The organism is Yersinia sp. KBS0713, assembly GCF_005937895.2.
GTDB lineage: Bacteria > Pseudomonadota > Gammaproteobacteria > Enterobacterales > Enterobacteriaceae > Yersinia > Yersinia bercovieri.
The window spans coordinates 4,521,438-4,539,645 of record NZ_CP042173.1 but is presented as its reverse complement, the minus strand read 5'-3'; the positions used below and the strand labels follow the sequence as shown (position 1 = coordinate 4,539,645).

Below are 18,208 nucleotides of genomic sequence, written 5' to 3'. Positions count from 1 at the left end.
GGCGGACTCCACTCGAACAAGATCAATAAAAGAAAGAAATCAGGATTTTTGCAACTCATCGTTTTTGACACACGCCAATAGGCCTGTAGCAAGCCAAGGTGACATGCGAACCGTTTTTCGGTTGTTTTTACGACTAACATCTCCCCGCGATCCCGGAGTAGTGATCCCAGAGTAGTAGATGCGATCGGAATGGCGGATCATAGCGCAAAAGGAGCAATAGATCCTCCCCTTCCTCACAGATTAGATCCTTTTTATCCACAGGGCATAACTTCTGCCGGGAGTGTAACCCAGCGCACAGCTTTTCGTGCCCCTCATCGTCAACGATCGCGAAATATTTCAGATTATACTGGTTCCACCTTCCCCTTTTCCGGCAACTGATCCTCATTATTCCACAAAGGATCTCACAGCGATCCTTGCGCTTTATTCGGGAGTCCGTATAATCCTCAGCCCTACGTGTGATGACTGTTATCTTGATGGCCCAGGTCAAAAAGAGACCAGCAGTAAACACGGACAGGCTCTTGGTAAACTCCCGATACAGAAAACTTCTGTGCGGGCGTGCGCAATGTCAATTGACTCAGGACTGTACAATTATTACAATCCCGCTTCTTTATATGTTGCGATTGAGGCGTCGGTGTCTTCACTCCGAGCAGCCAAACGCGTTTACTGAATCAGTAATTATTTTAAGTTTAGGTAGAAATCGCTATGAAACGCACTTTCCAACCGTCCGTATTGAAGCGCAACCGTAGCCACGGTTTCCGTGCTCGTATGGCCACCAAAAATGGTCGTCTAGTTCTGGCTCGCCGTCGTGCGAAAAGCCGTTCTCGTCTGACTGTTTCTAAGTAATAAAAGCTAACCATCTCAGTGGTTAAGCTAGCATTTCCTAGGGAGTTACGTTTGTTAACTCCCAGTCATTTCACTTTCGTCTTCCAGCAGCCACTACGGGCTGGCACGCCGCAAATCACCATCCTCGGCCGCCTGAACGAGCTGGGGCATCCCCGCATCGGTCTTACCGTCGCCAAAAAACATGTCAAACGTGCTCACGAACGTAATCGGATAAAGCGCCTAACCCGCGAAAGCTTCCGTTTACATCAGCACACGTTGCCGTCTATGGATTTTGTCGTTTTGGTGAAAAAGGGTGTGGCTGACCTCGATAACCGTGCGTTGACGGAAGCTTTGGAAAAATTATGGCGTCGCCACTGTCGCCAGGCTCCCGCATCCTGATCGGGCTAATCAGGGGCTATCAGCTCGTGATTAGTCCGCTGCTGGGGCCGCGCTGTCGTTTCCATCCGACATGCTCTCATTACGGAATTGAGGCATTGCGCCGGTTTGGCATGATAAAAGGCAGTTGGTTAACACTGAAACGCGTATTAAAATGCCACCCTTTGAACCCAGGTGGCGATGATCCCGTGCCGCCGAAACCCGACGATAACAGAGAACACTAACGATGGATTCGCAACGCAATCTTCTACTCATCGCTCTGCTGTTCGTGTCTTTCATGATCTGGCAAGCCTGGCAAGTGGATAACAATCCACAACCAGCGGCCCAGACCACGCAACAGACTGCGAATACTGCTACCGGTGATAAAGCAAGTCAGGCCGTGCCAGCCAGTGGTCAGGGTCAACTGATTACTGTAAAAACTGATGTGCTGTCTCTGACCATTAATACCCGTGGCGGTGACATCGAGCAGGCTAACCTGCTGGCTTACCCGGATGCTCTGGGTTCAGACAAAACTTTCGAATTACTGGAAACCACACCAGCTTTCGTTTATCAGGCGCAAAGCGGTCTGACAGGCAAAAGCGGCCCGGATAATCCAGCTAACGGTGAGCGCCCGCTATTTGAAGCGCCACAGACCAGCTTTGTCTTAGCCGATGGTCAGGATGAACTGCGCATTCCATTGACCTTCACTGGCAAAGATGGCTCCGTTTTCACCAAAACTTTTGTGCTAAAACGTAACGACTACGCCATTGGCGTGGATTATCACGTTAAAAATGCCTCAGATGCCCCATTGGAACTGACGCTATTTGGCCAATTGAAGCAGAGCATCAACTTGCCTAAACACCGTGATACTGGCAGCAATAACTTTGCGCTGCATACTTATCGTGGTGCCGCTTACTCTTCTGATGACACTAAATATAAAAAATACAGCTTTAGTGATATCGAAGACAAAAGTTTAGACATCACCACCAAAGGTGGCTGGGTTGCAATGTTGCAGCAGTATTTCGCCACAGCGTGGATTCCAGCGGCTAACGAAACCAACACCTTCTACTCTGCTGATTTGGGTAACGGTCTGGCTGCTATCGGCTTCAAAGGCATGCCCGTCGTCATTCAACCGGGTGAGCAGAAACAACTGGGTGCCACCTTGTGGGTTGGCCCGGAAATTCAGGACAAAATGGCAGCCATCGCGCCACACCTGGATCTGACGGTTGATTATGGTTGGTTATGGTTTATTTCTCAGCCACTGTTCAAACTGCTGAAATTCATTCACAGCTTTGTCGGTAACTGGGGCTTCTCCATCATTGTCATCACCTTTATCGTGCGCGGTATCATGTACCCGCTGACGAAGGCGCAATACACCTCGATGGCGAAAATGCGTTTGCTGCAGCCTAAACTGGCCGCCATGCGTGAGCGTATCGGCGACGATAAGCAGCGCATGAGTCAGGAGATGATGGCGCTGTACAAAGCTGAGAAGGTTAATCCACTGGGTGGCTGCTTACCGCTGGTCATTCAGATGCCTATCTTCCTGGCGTTGTACTACATGTTGATGAGCTCGGTTGAATTGCGCCACGCGCCGTTCATCTTGTGGATTCATGACCTGTCAGCACAAGACCCGTACTACATCTTGCCAATTCTGATGGGTATCACCATGTACTTCATTCAGAAGATGTCACCGACCACCGTGACTGACCCGATGCAGCAGAAGATCATGACTTTCATGCCAGTCATCTTCACGGTGTTCTTCCTGTGGTTCCCGGCGGGTCTGGTACTGTACTATATCGTCAGTAACCTGGTGACCATCCTGCAGCAACAGCTGATTTATCGTGGTCTGGAAAAACGTGGCTTACACAGCCGCGATAAGAAAAAACAGTCGTAATAGATAGATACCCAAATTAATTGGCGTTGCAGAGGCCCAAGGATGGGCCAGGTAGATAAACAGCTAACAAAACGCTGTAACCTCAAGTAAGCAGGGTATCAAGGCGGTCAATATGACCGCCTTATTCTTTTTACACAAGCCTGATTTTCGTGATTCAGGCTTGTGCAAAAACAATAAGTTAAAGAGAGAAATTACCATGAGCGCCACTGATACTATCGTCGCACAAGCAACGCCGCCAGGCCGTGGTGGCGTGGGTATTTTACGTGTTTCAGGTCGTGCTGCCGCCGCCGTCGCGCAGGCGGTTTTGGGCAAATTGCCCAAACCACGTTATGCCGATTATCTGCCATTTAAAGATGTCGATGGCAGTACGCTGGATCAAGGTATTGCTCTCTACTTCCCCGGCCCGAACTCCTTCACTGGCGAGGACGTGCTGGAACTACAAGGTCACGGCGGCCCCGTGATACTGGATCTGCTGTTAAAACGCATTCTGGCCCTGCCAGAGCTGCGCATTGCCCGTCCGGGTGAGTTCTCTGAACGCGCATTCCTCAACGACAAGCTGGACTTGGCACAAGCAGAGGCGATTGCTGACTTGATTGATGCCAGTTCAGAGCAAGCCGCGCGCTCGGCGGTGAACTCATTGCAGGGGGCGTTTTCAGTTCGCATCCATCAATTGGTGGAAGCACTTACTCACCTGCGAATCTACGTCGAGGCTGCCATTGACTTCCCAGATGAGGAAATCGACTTCCTTTCCGATGGCAAAATTGAAGGCCAGCTAAACGGCGTCATGGCCGAGCTGGAGCAGGTGCGCACTGAAGCCCGCCAAGGCAGTCTGCTGCGCGAAGGGATGAAAGTGGTGATTGCAGGCCGCCCTAATGCCGGTAAATCTAGCTTACTCAATGCGTTAGCAGGCCGTGAAGCCGCGATTGTCACCGATATTGCAGGAACCACTCGTGATGTATTGCGGGAACATATTCATATCAATGGGATGCCACTGCATATCATCGACACCGCCGGTTTACGCGAAGCCAGTGACGAAGTTGAGCGCATTGGCATCGAACGGGCATGGAATGAGATAGAACAAGCCGACCGAGTGCTGTTTATGGTTGATGGCACCACCACGGATGCCACTGAACCCGCCGCGATTTGGCCGGAGTTTATGGCGCGCTTGCCCTCGACGCTCCCCATCACTGTGGTGCGCAATAAAGCGGATATCACCGGTGAGACGCTGGGGCTAACAGAAGTGAATGGTCACTCACTAATTCGCTTATCCGCCCGAACAGGCGAAGGCATTGACCTGCTACGCAACCATTTGAAGCAGAGTATGGGCTTTACCAGCAACACCGAAGGCGGTTTTCTGGCTCGCCGCCGCCATTTGCAGGCACTGGAAACAGCCGCACGGCATTTGGTGCAGGGCCACGAACAGTTAGTAAGCGCTTACGCCGGTGAACTACTGGCTGAAGAGTTACGGTTAGCACAACAGTCATTGAGTGAAATTACCGGTGAATTTAGCTCGGATGACTTACTGGGGCGCATTTTCTCCAGTTTTTGTATTGGAAAATGAGTGTGATGCGCTAGCGCGGGAGCAGATTATCGCTAATTTTGATAATCTTGCTCTATGTGTCTGAACTGTGCAGCGGCTTGAGCGAGCAAAATCAGCACTGCCAGTGACTCGAACACTTAACTATATCCCTAAATTTGAGGTATCCATGATTATAAAACCACGTGTACGCGGCTTTATCTGTGTGACTGCTCACCCGGCGGGCTGTGAAGCCAACGTCAAAAAGCAAATCGACTATGTCACCGCAGCAGGCCCCATCGCTAATGGCCCAAAACGAGTATTAGTGATTGGTGCGTCAACTGGATACGGGCTGGCAGCCCGCATCACAGCAGCATTTGGTTGTGGTGCCGATACCTTGGGTGTTTTCTTCGAACGCCCTGGCGAAGAGAGCAAACCCGCAACCTCTGGTTGGTACAATAGCGCGGCATTCCATAAGTTTGCCGAGCAAAAAGGTCTGTACGCGAAGAGTATCAATGGTGATGCTTTCTCCGATCAGATTAAACAGCTGACCATTGATGCTATCAAACAAGATTTAGGTCAAGTTGATCAGGTGATCTACAGCCTGGCCTCACCACGCCGTACTCACCCAAAAACCGGTGAAGTGTTCAACTCCACACTGAAACCTATCGGTCATGAAGTTAAGTTCCGTGGTCTTGATACCGACAAAGAAGTGATCAAAGAAGCCGTACTGCAACCAGCTACCCAGGAAGAGATCGACAACACGGTTGCGGTCATGGGTGGCGAAGACTGGCAGATGTGGATTGATGCGCTGTTGGAAGCCGGCGTGCTGGCGGAAGGTGCGCAAACCACCGCCTTCACCTATCTGGGCGAGAAGATCACCCATGATATCTACTGGAACGGCTCCATTGGCGCAGCCAAAAAGGATCTAGACCAAAAGGTACTGGCTATCCGCGATAGCCTGGCAGCCCACGGCGGCGGTGATGCCCGTGTGTCAGTGCTGAAAGCGGTTGTGACTCAAGCCAGCTCTGCCATTCCAATGATGCCACTCTATTTGTCACTGTTATTCAAAGTGATGAAAGAGAAAGGCACTCACGAAGGTTGTATCGAGCAGGTCTACTCGCTGTATAAAGATAGCCTGTGTGGCAACGCGCCACATATGGATCAAGAGGGCCGTCTGCGCGCAGACTACAAAGAGCTGGCTCCTGAAGTTCAAAGCCAGGTGCAGCAGTTGTGGGATCAAGTTACCAATGACAACATCTATCAACTAACTGATTTTGTTGGCTATAAAACCGAATTCCTCAATCTGTTCGGTTTCTCGATCGACGGTGTGGACTATGACGCCGATGTTAATCCTGATGTGAAAATCCCGAATCTGATTCAGGGCTAAACTCAGGTTTATCGCACTAAAACCCGCTGCGCTGCAACACGACCGCGCAGCGGGTTGATAATAATCTTATATCCCCCTCTCTTATACTCTCCTTGATACCGCTATAGCTTTATAATGGATAAGCTAAGTCTATATTCTTCGTTTACGGATAGCGCAATCGCCTGCAACCTTGTGAATAAATTCTCCTTTAGATACTGAATTAATATTTATTCCACAGGGAAATGATGATGAGAATACCTTCAGTGGCAGTACCTCTCCTTAGCTTAATTATTTTAACTTCGCTGAATGCTCACAGTGAGGAGCAGAGATTGATTAAGTTAGGGTTTAACCCCGGCCCCTATAAAGAACAATTTGAGAAGGGCGTGGCCCCCTATCTGATAAAAAAAGGCTACAGCATTGAATATAAAGATTTCAATGATGGCATTCAGGTCAATAATGCGGTCAGCACTGGTGAGATTGATGGCAATATCATGCAGCATCCGATTTATCTGCAAGCAATAAATGACCGACTGCGCATAGATAATACGGGTATTGTTCAGGTACCAACGCCACCCATGGGGCTATATTCCAATAAGCACCAAAAAGAGGATAAACCCAAAGATGGCGCATGGATTTCAGTCCCGAACCAACCCTCAAATGAGTACCGCGCGGCACTCTTACTGCAATCCATTGGCTGGATAAAGCTGAAAGAGAAAATTGATCCCGCGACCTTCTCGCAGAAAGATATTGCGGAAAATCCGTATCACTTGGTGATCAAAGAGATGGATAATGCCCAGCAAGTCAGGGCGCTACCTGATGTCGACTTTGGTGCTATTCAAGGTAACTTTGCCGTCTCTAACGGAATAAAACTCACCTCAGCTCTGCAACTTGAAAAACCCACTACACAATTTGTTAATGTGGTTACTGTTGCTGGTAAAAATAAGGACGCTGAGTTTGCTAAAGATATTATTGCCGGATATCACTCACCTGAATTCAAAAAATACATTTTGGAAAACGAAAAGTATACGGGTTATATGCTGCCTGATTATCTGAACTAATGGAATAAGCCGATGATTGAGCTTCAGCATATTTCTAAAACCTTTGAACGCCAAGGTATCAAACTACAGGCATTGAATAATGTCAGTTTAACCGTCGCAGATGGCGATATATTTGGCATCATCGGTTATAGCGGAGCAGGGAAAAGCACCTTATTACGGATGGTCAATTCGCTGGAAAGCCCGACATCAGGTAATGTCATTATTGATGGTAAAAATCTGCATGACTTTAGTCATGAGCAGCTACGGCTGCTGAAAAAAAATATTGGCATGATATTCCAAAACTTTAATTTACTGGAATCAAAAACGGTTTTTAAAAATGTCGCTATGCCGCTCATTCTATTGGGGAAAAACAAAAAATTCATTCAGGAACGCGTTGCTGAACTGTTAGATTTTGTTGGCTTAGGTGATAAAAGCCATAGCTTCCCTAACGAATTATCGGGCGGCCAGAAGCAACGGGTGGGTATTGCGCGCGCCCTGGCAACCAATCCGTCGATCCTATTATGTGATGAGGCCACATCCTCACTGGACCCACAAACAACCGCCCAGATCTTATTATTGCTAAAGAAAATCAACCAGCAATACAACATTACGGTTTTGCTGATTACTCATGAAATGTCAGTGATTCAAAAAATATGCAATAAGGTGGCAGTGATGGAGAACGGCCAAATTATTGAGCAAGGATCGGTATTAACGGTGTTTGGTCACCCAACTCATCCCACCACCCTTAATTTCGTCCGCACCGTAATAAAAGATAGTTTACCTGAGAGTGTGAAAAAGCTGTTGAATAACAGCCATGCAGGCCGCCAATTCCGATTAGCCTTTATGGGGTCAATAGCCACTCAGCCGGTGATCAATCAGCTTATCAAGCAGTATGACATTGGCGTTAATATTCTGTTTGCCAACATGTCAGAGATACAGGACACCACCCTCGGCCACATGGTGCTGTTATTAACCGGCGAGAATCATACCATTGATGGTGCTGTCAGTTATCTGACGGAAACCGGTATTGATATACAGGAAATAAATTGATGATCGAAACCGCCATTACACTAGACCAATTTATTCAAGCGCTACACGACACACTGGTGATGGTCAGTATCTCATTGGTGATCGGTTCTCTTATTGGTATACCACTGGGAATTTTACTGGTGGTAACTCGGCCGGGCGGATTAATTAAGAGCCGTGCCTTTTATAATATTCTCAATCCCGTGATCAATATCATCCGATCACTGCCCTTTATTATTCTGATGGTGGCGATTATTCCGCTAACACGCCTGATTGTGAATACCACTATTGGGACACCGGGAGCGATTGTGCCGCTGATTATTTTTATCGCGCCCTATATTGGCCGGCTGGTAGAGAACTCATTACTGGATGTGAACCCCGGTATTCTGGAGGCCGCAAAATCAATGGGCGCGACCCCTTTGCAGGCGATTTGGTATTTTCTGTTACCCGAAGCCTTGTCATCGTTAATATTGGCCCTGACCACCGCCACCATTGGCTTAATTGGTGCAACGGCAATGGCGGGAACTGTGGGCGGCGGCGGGATCGGGGATTTAGCTATTACTTATGGTTATCAGCGTTTTGATACTTTTGTGACGATCACCACCGCCATTGTATTAATTATTACTGTGCAGTTAATCCAATCACTGGGCAATTTATTTGCCAGTAAAATTCGCCGTGAGTAAACCAAAGAGAGTTAGATTTATACGCAAAGTGCCTGCGGCGGAGAGAATAGGTAGATCGTAAAGACGCCGTACTTCTTTTTTAAAAACACGCCTCCCTGATGGCTCGAGCCGCGCCATCCCTGGCGCGGACGCTTTACTCCTCTACCTATCCTCACCACTTAAGATCGAGTCACTAAGAATTTCAGCAAAAATACCGTATTTAATTAAACCTTAAAGCCGCTAATCACACTTTCTAGCTGCAAGGTTTGATCCTGCATGGCTTGAGCTGCTGCCGCCACTTGCTCCACCAGCGCCGCATTTTGCTGAGTTGCGTTATCTAACTGATTAATCGCCAAATTAACCTGCTCGATACCCAAACTCTGCTCCTGGCTGGATGACATAATCTCATTCATCAGTGCCGCCACATTGGAAACACCGCTCATCAGATCATCCATGGTAGTGCCCGCATCGGCCACTAAGCCAGTACCAATCGCAATATCAGACACCGAATCTTCAATCAGCTTTTTAATCTCGCGGGCAGAAGTTGCCGAACGTTGCGCTAAATTACGCACCTCCGATGCGACCACCGCAAAACCACGCCCCTGCTCACCCGCTCTGGCGGCCTCCACTGCCGCATTCAGTGCCAATATATTGGTTTGGAAGGCAATACTGTCAATCACACTGATAATATCGACAATTTTCTTCGATGAATGATTGATGGAACCCATGGTATCCACCACTTTTTTCACTACCGTACTGCCCTTCACCGCCACGGCTGAAGCATCCATCGCCAATTGGTTGGCATGGCTGGCGTTATCCGCATTTTGCTTCACGGTACTGGTCAGCTCATCCATCGAAGCCGCCGTCTCTTCAATTGAGCTGGCCTGATCTTCGGTACGGGCAGACAAATCCAAATTACCGCTGGCGATTTCACGTGATGCCGATGCAATAGCCAAACTGCTCTCACCGACTTGGCGCATCATTTGCTGCAAATAGTCGATAAAAGCATTGAAACTCTGGTTAATGGCATTGAACTCCGGACTGCTGCTTTCCGGCAAGCGCTGGGTTAAGTCGGCCCCGCCCGCAGACAATGCGGTGATATTCTCTTTCAAATTCGCTAAGCGCTTCATAAATACGCGGATAGAGAACACCAGGAAAATCAGCAATAACAGCATGATAGGAATCTGTACTAGCCCCAGATGCATCAGGATACTGTGGCTCTGTTTGACCAATAAGCTGGTTGGCAAGTCAGTGACCAAATACCATGGGCTATTGGCGATCGGGCGGATAAACAGGGTGTGTGAGGTGCCATCGACATCAAATTCGCTTTCCAGCGATTTTTGCTCTCTCATTTGTGGCAACAACCGCTGGGTTTCGGCCGCCATCGGCAAACTAGCGGCAAAATCAGAGAGATTTTTTAGCTCTGCTTTGCCGTCAGCCAAGGCGCTGCTACCCACAATCTTACCATCCGCTTCGACAATCAGAATGGTGCCGTTCACTTTCTGCTCCATCTCTTTAACCAGGCGGTTAAAGAAGCCTAAAGTGACGTCAATGGTTGAAACGCCATATGCCTCGTTGCCTTTATAAATCGCCATCGCACAGTTGGTTCTCGGCTGCGGGCTGGCGTCATCCTGATAGGCTTTAGCCCAGGCGCAGAAGCCTTTCGGCGCATTTAAGCCATCTTTGTACCACGACTGCTCAAAATAATTTTGCGATTCTGGCGAGTTCCAATGAGTGTTAACCGTTAACTTATTTTCCCCATTACGGGCAAAAAAGGTGCTGAATTTCGCCACCCCTTGCTCACGTTTATTGGGCAGAGGCCAAATACCGCCGCCGAATACATTGCTGTCGCCGTATTGATCCACCAAGCCCGGTAATAGTGAGTCGATGGTACTGCTGTCCATAATGGCAACCGCCTGGGTAATACTGCGGGCCTGGGCTTCCACTTTATTCATTTGCGCGGTGATGGCCGTCGCAATTTGGTCAACGCTATTGCCAACAATAGTGCTTTCCGATTGTTTGAGTTGTGGTGTGATAAAAAGCTGAATCACCACTAGGGTGATGATTAGCAAAAGAATGAAAAACGCACTAACGAGTAAGGTGAATCGGGCTTGAGTGGTTTTTAGCATTATCGTGTCGCTCAATGTCAGAGAGCTGGATAGCTCCAGATCTATTAACGGCACTCCGCGCGCAGACTTGATAACGGATTGAAACGATTTTTCCGTTTTTATCCGTCGATCACAATTTCAGTGTAATTAATCGGCGGATGACAAACAGTTAAGTGAAATTTTCAGGGGGGGAGCGGTAGATAGTCATTGTGATATCGCGCAAGTTTGTCCTACTCTGGTGGTGAAACAGTGTTACTCATTTACTCAATGGGAGTATGTCATGTCACAGCAACCCCTTAAAATCGTTACCCTGCTAGGTAGCCTGCGTAGTGGTTCTTACAATGCCATGGTCGCCCGTGCGCTGCCTAAATTAGCACCTGCGGGTGTCACCATCGAAGCCCTGCCGTCTATTCGCGATATTCCGCTTTATGATGCTGATGTACAACAGGAAGATGGCTTCCCAACCACGGTTCAGGCCATTGCGGAGCAAATCCGTCAGGCGGATGGCGTAATTATCGTGACGCCGGAATATAACTACTCCGTCCCCGGCGGCTTGAAGAATGCGATCGACTGGCTATCCCGTTTACCCAATCAGCCGCTGGCGAACAAACCCGTGGCGATTCAAACCAGCTCTATGGGGCCGATTGGCGGTGCACGTTGCCAATACCATCTGCGCCAAATTTTGGTCTTCCTCGATGCAATGGTGATGAATAAGCCTGAATTTATGGGCGGGGTGATTCAAAGCAAAGTGGATGAGCAAGCCAAAGAGCTTTCCGATCAAGGGACACTGGATTTCCTGACAAAACAGCTTGCTGCCTTTGCCACTTACATTGATCGTGTGCGCGAAAAGTAAGTTTTTATCTCTGCTCCCCATAAGCCTGCGGGTAGTGGGGAGCCGCTCTGCCCCCACACCTGCCACTCTCTTTTTGCGGATGCTGCTGACCGATGGCCATTAAAATCACTGTCTGGTTGACTCTGACCCTGATATCCACTCTTTGGCTGGGTTGGTACGGGCTAAACACCCAGCAAGCTGAACGTGAGGCGGATTTCCGCACCATTCACCGTGAACTGAGCCAACAACTGGCCCAGCAGCAGGCGATTCTGTTTTTGGCGCTAGAGCCGGGCCAACTGACGCAACTACAGCGCCACTTACCGCAACTGGCGGCCATCAGCCAAACAGCGGCTGACAGATCAAAAGCCGGCCAGCTTAGCCTGCAAATTCTGGGCGGCGATTACCGTTTATCTAACTCATACAACGGCAGTGTCTTGCAGGTTAATGGCCAGCGACTGCTGCAAGTGGTGGGTTTGCCCGCTAACTTTGACAGCCTGGTATTGCGCTATCAGCAGCATCAACTCGCGCTACTGGGCCATTCAGCGCCTGAAAGCTTCTGGCAGTGGCAAAAGCCGTTGGGAGAGGGGGCGCAATCATTCACCTTAATCGGCCATGCCACCCCCGTTTGGCGCAATTTGCCTTGGTTAACCGCCCTGCTGCTTTCGCTGATCACCGCCGCCGCCCTGTATGGTTGGCACCGCTGGCAACAGTTGGCACAGCACCGCTTGCACGCCGAACAGCGGGCCAAATTCGCCGATCAGGCCCGACTCAATGCTATGGGGGAGATTGCGACCGGTATCGCCCATGAGTTGAATCAGCCACTCACCGCCACCCTGAGCTATAACCAGACCGCGCTACGACTGTTACCACCGCATGACGAAAAAGTCGCGCCACTGCTAGTCGCGTCGGTTGAGCAAATCAAGCGCATCGCCGCGCTGCTCGACCGCCTACGCACACTACTTAGTCGTGGGCAGGTCAACTTACAACCGGTGATGATGGCCGATGTCTGGCGGCGGGTTAACTTACTGTTAAAGCAAGAGATTAGCGCCGCTAACCTGACAGTGCGTAGCGACATCCCGGCCCCTTTACCGCCACTCCAGAGTGATCCGCTCTGGCTGGAGCAGGTTTTTCATAATTTGCTGAGTAATGCAATTCACGCGCTGCAAGATACCCCCGCGCCGACACTCTATTTCCGAGTTAACCATCAGCCAAAACAGTGGGTTATCCAAATCGAAGATAATGGCCCAGGGCTGAGCCAACAGCAGTTGGACAACCTGTTTTCCCCCTTCTACACCACCCGCGAAAGTGGATTGGGATTGGGGCTGACTCTGTGCGAAACATTGGTGCAGCGAATGGGGGGCGACATAAAAGCAGGAAACAGCGAACAGGGGGGCGCCTGCTTTACCCTGACTTTTCCCATAACGTCAGCACGGAGGATGCATGACCAAACAGATTTATCTCATTGATGACGATGCAGGGGTCCGCGCCGCACTCGCCGCGCTGCTCGCCACCATGGGCTGGGAGGTCAAAGCATTCAGCAACGGCCAGATCTTTCTCGACACCTTGGTGGTCACTCAACCCAGTTGTGTGCTGGTTGACATCAGAATGCCCGGTAAAAGTGGGATGGCGGTATTGGAAGCCATTCAGTCTCGTGATAGCTCGCTACCGGTCATCATAATGACGGGGCACGGTAACATTGAATTGTGCCGCCGCGCCTTTAGGGGCGGTGCATTGGAGTTCCTGACCAAACCCATTGATGCTGATGTGCTGATTGAAACCATCAGCCTGGCACTAGAGCAGCATGAGCAGGCGCTAGCAACTTATCGCCAGTTGGCAGGCTATCAACAGTTGCTCAGCCAACTCTCGCCCCGTGAACGAGAAGTTGTCGTTCTGATTATTCAGGGGGAGACCAGTAAACAAATTGCGCATATTTTGTCTCTTTCGCCGCGAACCGTGGAGGCTCATCGCGCAAATATCTTTGCAAAACTGGAGGTTAGCTCGTTAGCACTGCTGATTCAGTATTACGCGCCATTGATAAAATAGGCGCATCCATAAAGCACCGGCCGTTGCAGGTCGACCACAACTGAATGAGGGGATAGGTAGATCTACGGTGCAAAATGGGTAGTTAGCCGAATATTTTTTCACCACTTATCGCCGTAGGATGATGGCACTGTGATGAAATCACGTCGCTAACAATAAGGATTTTATATGATCAAGCCTATTGCCCTCACCTCTGCCTTATTCATTGGCCTAATAACACAGGCCTCTGCTGCGGGTCTCAACACTGAACGTAATATCTCTCTGGCGCTGGCGACCGATTTGGCGAGCCGTACCCTTGCGGTTTGTCAGGCTGATGGCTATAACGTCGCAGTCACGGTGGTAGATCGTGCCGGTATCATCAAAACCGTGCTGCGCGCAGATAGTGCTGGGCCACATACCGTTAAAGCCAGTGAACAGAAAGCCTTTACGGCGCTCTCAACTAAAACGCCAAGCGGGCAAGTGATGGAGAACAGCCAAAAAACGCCGGCGGCCAATAACCTGAAAGATATTCCGGGCTTCTTGCTGTTAGGCGGTGGAGTGCCAGTGAAAGCGGGTGATGAAGTGGTGGGTGCGGTGGGTGTTGCCGGTGCGCCGGGTGGGCATCTGGATGCGCAATGTGCCAGCAAGGCACTGGAGCAAATCAGCGCTCAGTTGAAAGCTTAAGATTATCGATAAGACGCCCCCTCCCTCGTGTCGAAAGGGGGGCGTTGGCAAGATCAGAGGTCAATCACTGGCAATCAGTGGTCAACAAAAGCAATTTTCAGCACAAATAGCAGCGCCACCACCACCACACATGGGCTGATTTCACGCCAGCGGCCAGTACCCAACTTCATCAGGCAATAAGAGATAAAGCCCAGCGCGATACCTTCGGTAATTGAGAAGCTGAAAGGCATCATCACGGCAGTGACAAACGCCGGAACCGCTTCGGTCAGATCATCCCACTTCACGCGGGATAAGCTGGCGGTCATCAATACGCCCACATAAATCAGCGCCCCGGCGGCAGCATAAGCGGGCACCATACCCGCCAGTGGCGAAATAAACATCACCAGCAGGAACAAGATACCCACCACCACGGCAGTCAGGCCGGTACGACCACCGACAGAAACTCCGGAGGAGCTTTCAATATAGGCCGTCACTGACGAAGTGCCGATAAAAGCACCGGCAACAGAGCTGATACTATCGACGTACAGCGCTTGTTTCATGCGCGGAAACTTGCCTTTATCATCGGTTAAGCCCGCTTTATCCGTCACGCCAATCAATGTGCCGGATGAATCGAATAGGTTAACCAGCATGAAGGAGAAAATGATCCCCGCCATACCAACATTCAGCGCCCCAGCCAGGTCAACCTGCCCGACCACCGAGGTCACACTTGGCGGCATGGAGAAAATACCCGAGTAGTGTACATCACCCAGCGCCCAGCCAATTAGGGTGGTCACCACGATAGAAACCAGCACCGCAGCATGGATATTGCGTGATGCCAGTATCGCGATAATAAAGAAGCCCAGCGCCCCCAGTAGCACGCTGTGAGAGGTCAGGTTACCCACGGTCACCAATGTATCTGGGTTTGCAACCACGATACCGGCATTTTTCAGCCCCATCATGGCAATAAACAGGCCGATACCACTGGTGATCCCCACGCGCAGGCTCAGCGGGATGTTGGCAATCATCCAATAGCGAATGCGGAAAATAGTCAGCAAAAGGAAACCGATTGCGCCCCAGAAAATCGCCCCCATGCCAACCTGCCATGAAATGCCCATCGCGCCAACCACCACAAAAGCGAAGAAAGCGTTCAGCCCCATCGCCGGTGCCAGTGCTACCGGTAAGTTCGCCAATAAGCCCATAAAGATGCTGCCAAAAGCGGCGATCAGGCAGGTAGTGACGAATACTGCCTGCACATCCATCCCCGCAACCCCTAAAATCTGTGGGTTAACGAACACGATATAGACCATGGTCAGGAAGGTGGTGATACCGGCGATCAGCTCAGTGCGTGCCGTGGTGCCGTGTTGCTTTAGCTTAAAAACACGTTCGAGCAGCCCCTGCTCAGTATCAAGGTTTGGTTTACTCATAAGGCGTTCCACAAGAAGGGAGTGATAGTTGGGAACATCCTATAACAAAAAACCAATCTTAAGAGCGGGATCACACTCTTTTTTGTCTGTTTTTTATCGCCTCTGTTGCGCAACATCTGCATGGTGCTAACCCTCATCACTCAACGCATTGAATTTTATTCGTTTAATATTCGTTATATTGCTAGCAGGGTAATTATGTATCGCATTCTGAGCCAGGATGATTAAAGTAAGTAGGGGGTAAGTCTCGATTATATAGATACGAAAATAAGGAAATTGAGTGAACCAGATAGATTGCGTAATGTTCGATTGCGATGGCACCCTGGTGGATAGCGAAGTGCTGTGCTGCCAGGCTTATGTGGTGATGTTTGCCCATTACGACATTCACTTATCACTGGAGCAGGTGATTAAGCGCTTTAAAGGCGTGAAACTGAATGAGATCGTCGCGTTGGTGAGCAAAGAGAACGACCTGAACCAACCGATTGAAACACTGGAAAAACTCTATCGCGCAGAAGTCGCCCGCTTATTTGATGCCCAATTGCAACCGATCGCCGGTGCAAAGGCGCTGCTAGAGCAAATTACGCTGCCGGTTTGTGTGGTATCCAACGGGCCGGTGAGCAAGATGCAGCACTCCCTTGGCCTGACGGGCTTGCGCCCCTTCTTTGAAGATAGGCTCTATAGCGGCTACGACATTCAACGCTGGAAGCCCGATCCGGCGCTGATTTACCATGCAGCGAAAGAGATGCAGGTCGCGGCTGAGCGCTGCATTCTGGTGGAAGACTCCGCTGCCGGAACACACGCCGGGATCGCGGCAGGTATTCCGGTCTTTTACTACTGCGCCGATCCGCACAATCAGCCGATCCACCACCCGCTAGTCACCATGTTCGATGATATGCAGCAACTACCTGATTTATGGCGTGAAAAAGGCTGGCGTATCACCCACGACTAGTGACTGGCAGTGCCACTTTATTTCGCCACCAGCGCCATGCACCTTTAATGGCGCTTTGCTGCTTAATGACGTGTTGCGGGCTGAAACGGCGGTTAAGGCCATTCGCCAGTAGATCCAGCGCCAGACAGAGAACAAAGTAGACCAGCGCCACAAACAGAAACACTTCCATCGGGTAAACCATGCTGCGATTATTGACCTGAGTCGCCAAAAACGTCAGCTCATTCACCCCGACGATATAAGCCAACGAGGTATCTTTAATCAATGAGATCCATTGATTAATAAATGATGGCACCATCATGCGCAGGGCTTGCGGCAGCACCACAAACCCTAAAACTTGCCAGCGGTTAAAGCCGAGTGACAGACCCGCCTGCCACTGACCCGCACCGATCGCCACAATTCCGGCTTTCACCGCGTGAGCCAGATAGGCGGATGCAATCAACGCCAGCGCACACACCACGGTGGTGATTTCGGGAATATCCACGCCAAACACAATCGGCAGCAGGAAATAGGTCCAAAAAATCAGCATAATCACGGGAATAGCACGGAAAAAACCTAAAACAGCCGCCAATATGCCCGCCCAGACACCACGAGACATCGCCAGCGCCACCCCCAATAGAGTGCCTAAAATAGCGGAAGCGACCCCCGCCATGATGCTGATCAGCACAGTTAATGCCGCCCCACCCAGCGGGCCATCCGGGTAGGTGCCCCACAGCAGATAGCTCCAGTTATCGGCAATAATCGTAAAATCCATCTTAATGCCCTCTGGTGGCAGTTCGTTGTTGACGCCACATACCCCACGCCTCGATCAGCGCAATAATGGCGATATACAGCACCGTTGCTACGCCAAATGCCTGAAACGTCCGCAATGTCTCGGTTTCCACCTGACGGGATGCATAGGAGAGTTCGGCCACACCAATCGCCATCGCCAAAGAGGAGTTTTTAATAATATTCATATATTGGCCCAGCAATGGCGGCATCGCGATTTTCAACGCCTGTGGCAACACCACATGGCGCATCGATTGCCAGCCCGTTAGCCCCAGCGCATGGGCGGCATATTTTTGCCCTTTCGCCACCCCGCTGATACCGGCTCGCAGCTCCTCCGCAATAAACGCCGTGGAGTAGAGGGTCAGCCCGATAAAACCGGCTAAAAACTCAAAAGAGGGCCAGTTCAGGGTTAACCCGAGCAGAGTGATTTCATGGGAAGAGTTCAGCCAGGGGATCCAACTGGCGGGCAGGAGTTGGCTGGCGGCAAAGTACCAAAAGAACAGCTGGATCAACAGCGGCGTATTGCGAAATAGAGTGCTGTACCCCATGGCAAACCACTGTAGCGCTCTATTTTCGCTATCTCTGGCCGCTGCCAGTAAAAAGCCCAATAGCGTCGAGGCCACCACGGTGCAGGCGGAGATCCACAAGGTAAGCAGGAAACCGCTCCACAGCCAGCCGAGATATTGCGGGGCTAGCAGCCAGTCGGTGAGATGATGTAGATTCATATATCTCTATACCCGTTGTAATGCA

The 18,208-nt window shown here is 50.3% G+C and carries 18 protein-coding genes; 14 read left to right on the top strand and 4 right to left on the bottom strand.

Annotation, left to right across the window (positions count from 1 at the left end):
- Positions 1-702 precede the first annotated feature (702 nt).
- The 9 genes from rpmH (at position 703) to FFE93_RS21395 (ending at position 8,722) form a co-directional block, all read left to right on the top strand.
- The gene (gene rpmH, locus FFE93_RS21435) at positions 703-843 is read left to right on the top strand and encodes a 50S ribosomal protein L34 (protein WP_019212655.1); all 141 of its coding nucleotides are present in this window, start codon (positions 703-705) and stop codon (positions 841-843) included.
- A gap of 18 nt (positions 844-861) precedes the next feature.
- Positions 862-1,221 (top strand): ribonuclease P protein component, encoded by a 360-nt coding sequence (gene rnpA, locus FFE93_RS21430; RefSeq protein WP_032814795.1) that lies wholly within the window; start codon positions 862-864, stop codon positions 1,219-1,221.
- Entirely contained in the window at positions 1,185-1,442 is a 258-nt protein-coding gene (yidD, locus tag FFE93_RS21425; protein ID WP_032906726.1) for a membrane protein insertion efficiency factor YidD, read from the top strand. Before rnpA ends, yidD begins: the two co-directional genes overlap by 37 nt.
- Positions 1,443-1,444: 2 nt before the next feature.
- A complete protein-coding gene (gene yidC / locus FFE93_RS21420) occupies positions 1,445-3,091 on the top strand; it encodes a membrane protein insertase YidC (RefSeq protein WP_049601081.1) in 1,647 nt (548 codons plus the stop codon).
- Between the two features lie 196 nt (positions 3,092-3,287).
- On the top strand, positions 3,288-4,652 hold the full coding sequence (gene mnmE, locus FFE93_RS21415; RefSeq protein WP_138774642.1) for a tRNA uridine-5-carboxymethylaminomethyl(34) synthesis GTPase MnmE: 1,365 nt from the start codon (positions 3,288-3,290) through the stop codon (positions 4,650-4,652).
- A gap of 145 nt (positions 4,653-4,797) precedes the next feature.
- Positions 4,798-5,997, top strand: a complete 1,200-nt coding sequence (gene fabV, locus FFE93_RS21410) for an enoyl-ACP reductase FabV (RefSeq protein WP_032896702.1) — start codon at positions 4,798-4,800, stop codon at positions 5,995-5,997.
- Positions 5,998-6,224: 227 nt separating this feature from the next.
- Positions 6,225-7,034, top strand: a complete 810-nt coding sequence (locus FFE93_RS21405) for a MetQ/NlpA family ABC transporter substrate-binding protein (RefSeq protein ID WP_032896700.1) — start codon at positions 6,225-6,227, stop codon at positions 7,032-7,034.
- A 12-nt stretch (positions 7,035-7,046) separates the two neighbouring features.
- Positions 7,047-8,063 (top strand): methionine ABC transporter ATP-binding protein, encoded by a 1,017-nt coding sequence (locus tag FFE93_RS21400; RefSeq protein ID WP_005271538.1) that lies wholly within the window; start codon positions 7,047-7,049, stop codon positions 8,061-8,063.
- Positions 8,063-8,722, top strand: coding sequence for a methionine ABC transporter permease (locus tag FFE93_RS21395; RefSeq protein WP_032896698.1), 660 nt, complete (start codon positions 8,063-8,065; stop codon positions 8,720-8,722). Before FFE93_RS21400 ends, FFE93_RS21395 begins: the two co-directional genes overlap by 1 nt.
- Before the next feature lie 203 nt (positions 8,723-8,925).
- Here the strand turns inward: FFE93_RS21395 and FFE93_RS21390 are convergent, their stop codons facing one another.
- Positions 8,926-10,830 carry a methyl-accepting chemotaxis protein gene (locus FFE93_RS21390; protein WP_049601071.1) on the bottom strand — a complete coding sequence of 635 codons (1,905 nt, stop codon included), beginning with the start codon at positions 10,828-10,830 and terminating at the stop codon, positions 8,926-8,928.
- Positions 10,831-11,089: 259 nt separating this feature from the next.
- Between FFE93_RS21390 and FFE93_RS21385 the strand changes: the two genes are divergently transcribed.
- The 4 genes from FFE93_RS21385 (at position 11,090) to FFE93_RS21370 (ending at position 14,344) form a co-directional block, all read left to right on the top strand.
- The gene (locus FFE93_RS21385; RefSeq protein ID WP_049601068.1) at positions 11,090-11,662 is read left to right on the top strand and encodes an NADPH-dependent FMN reductase; all 573 of its coding nucleotides are present in this window, start codon (positions 11,090-11,092) and stop codon (positions 11,660-11,662) included.
- A gap of 92 nt (positions 11,663-11,754) precedes the next feature.
- The gene (locus FFE93_RS21380) at positions 11,755-13,107 is read left to right on the top strand and encodes a sensor histidine kinase (RefSeq protein WP_138774641.1); all 1,353 of its coding nucleotides are present in this window, start codon (positions 11,755-11,757) and stop codon (positions 13,105-13,107) included.
- On the top strand, positions 13,082-13,684 hold the full coding sequence (locus tag FFE93_RS21375; protein ID WP_057648946.1) for a response regulator transcription factor: 603 nt from the start codon (positions 13,082-13,084) through the stop codon (positions 13,682-13,684). The genes FFE93_RS21380 and FFE93_RS21375 overlap by 26 nt, the downstream gene beginning before the upstream one ends.
- 165 nt (positions 13,685-13,849) lie before the next feature.
- Entirely contained in the window at positions 13,850-14,344 is a 495-nt protein-coding gene (locus FFE93_RS21370) for a GlcG/HbpS family heme-binding protein (RefSeq protein ID WP_057648944.1), read from the top strand.
- A 74-nt stretch (positions 14,345-14,418) separates the two neighbouring features.
- Here FFE93_RS21370 and FFE93_RS21365 read toward each other — a convergent pair whose 3' ends face one another.
- Entirely contained in the window at positions 14,419-15,747 is a 1,329-nt protein-coding gene (locus FFE93_RS21365; protein ID WP_049601066.1) for an NCS2 family permease, read from the bottom strand.
- Between the two features lie 277 nt (positions 15,748-16,024).
- Here FFE93_RS21365 and yieH point away from each other — a divergent pair, with 277 nt between their 5' ends.
- The gene (yieH, locus tag FFE93_RS21360; RefSeq protein WP_138774640.1) at positions 16,025-16,693 is read left to right on the top strand and encodes a 6-phosphogluconate phosphatase; all 669 of its coding nucleotides are present in this window, start codon (positions 16,025-16,027) and stop codon (positions 16,691-16,693) included.
- On the opposite strand, the gene FFE93_RS21355 is transcribed toward yieH, so the two are convergent.
- Together FFE93_RS21355 and FFE93_RS21350 are read right to left on the bottom strand one after the other, a co-directional pair.
- Entirely contained in the window at positions 16,680-17,444 is a 765-nt protein-coding gene (locus FFE93_RS21355; protein WP_005271531.1) for an amino acid ABC transporter permease, read from the bottom strand. The two genes, yieH and FFE93_RS21355, sit on opposite strands and share 14 nt — an antisense overlap.
- 1 nt (position 17,445) lies before the next feature.
- The gene (locus FFE93_RS21350; protein WP_049601057.1) at positions 17,446-18,183 is read right to left on the bottom strand and encodes an amino acid ABC transporter permease; all 738 of its coding nucleotides are present in this window, start codon (positions 18,181-18,183) and stop codon (positions 17,446-17,448) included.
- Positions 18,184-18,208: the final 25 nt, after the last annotated feature.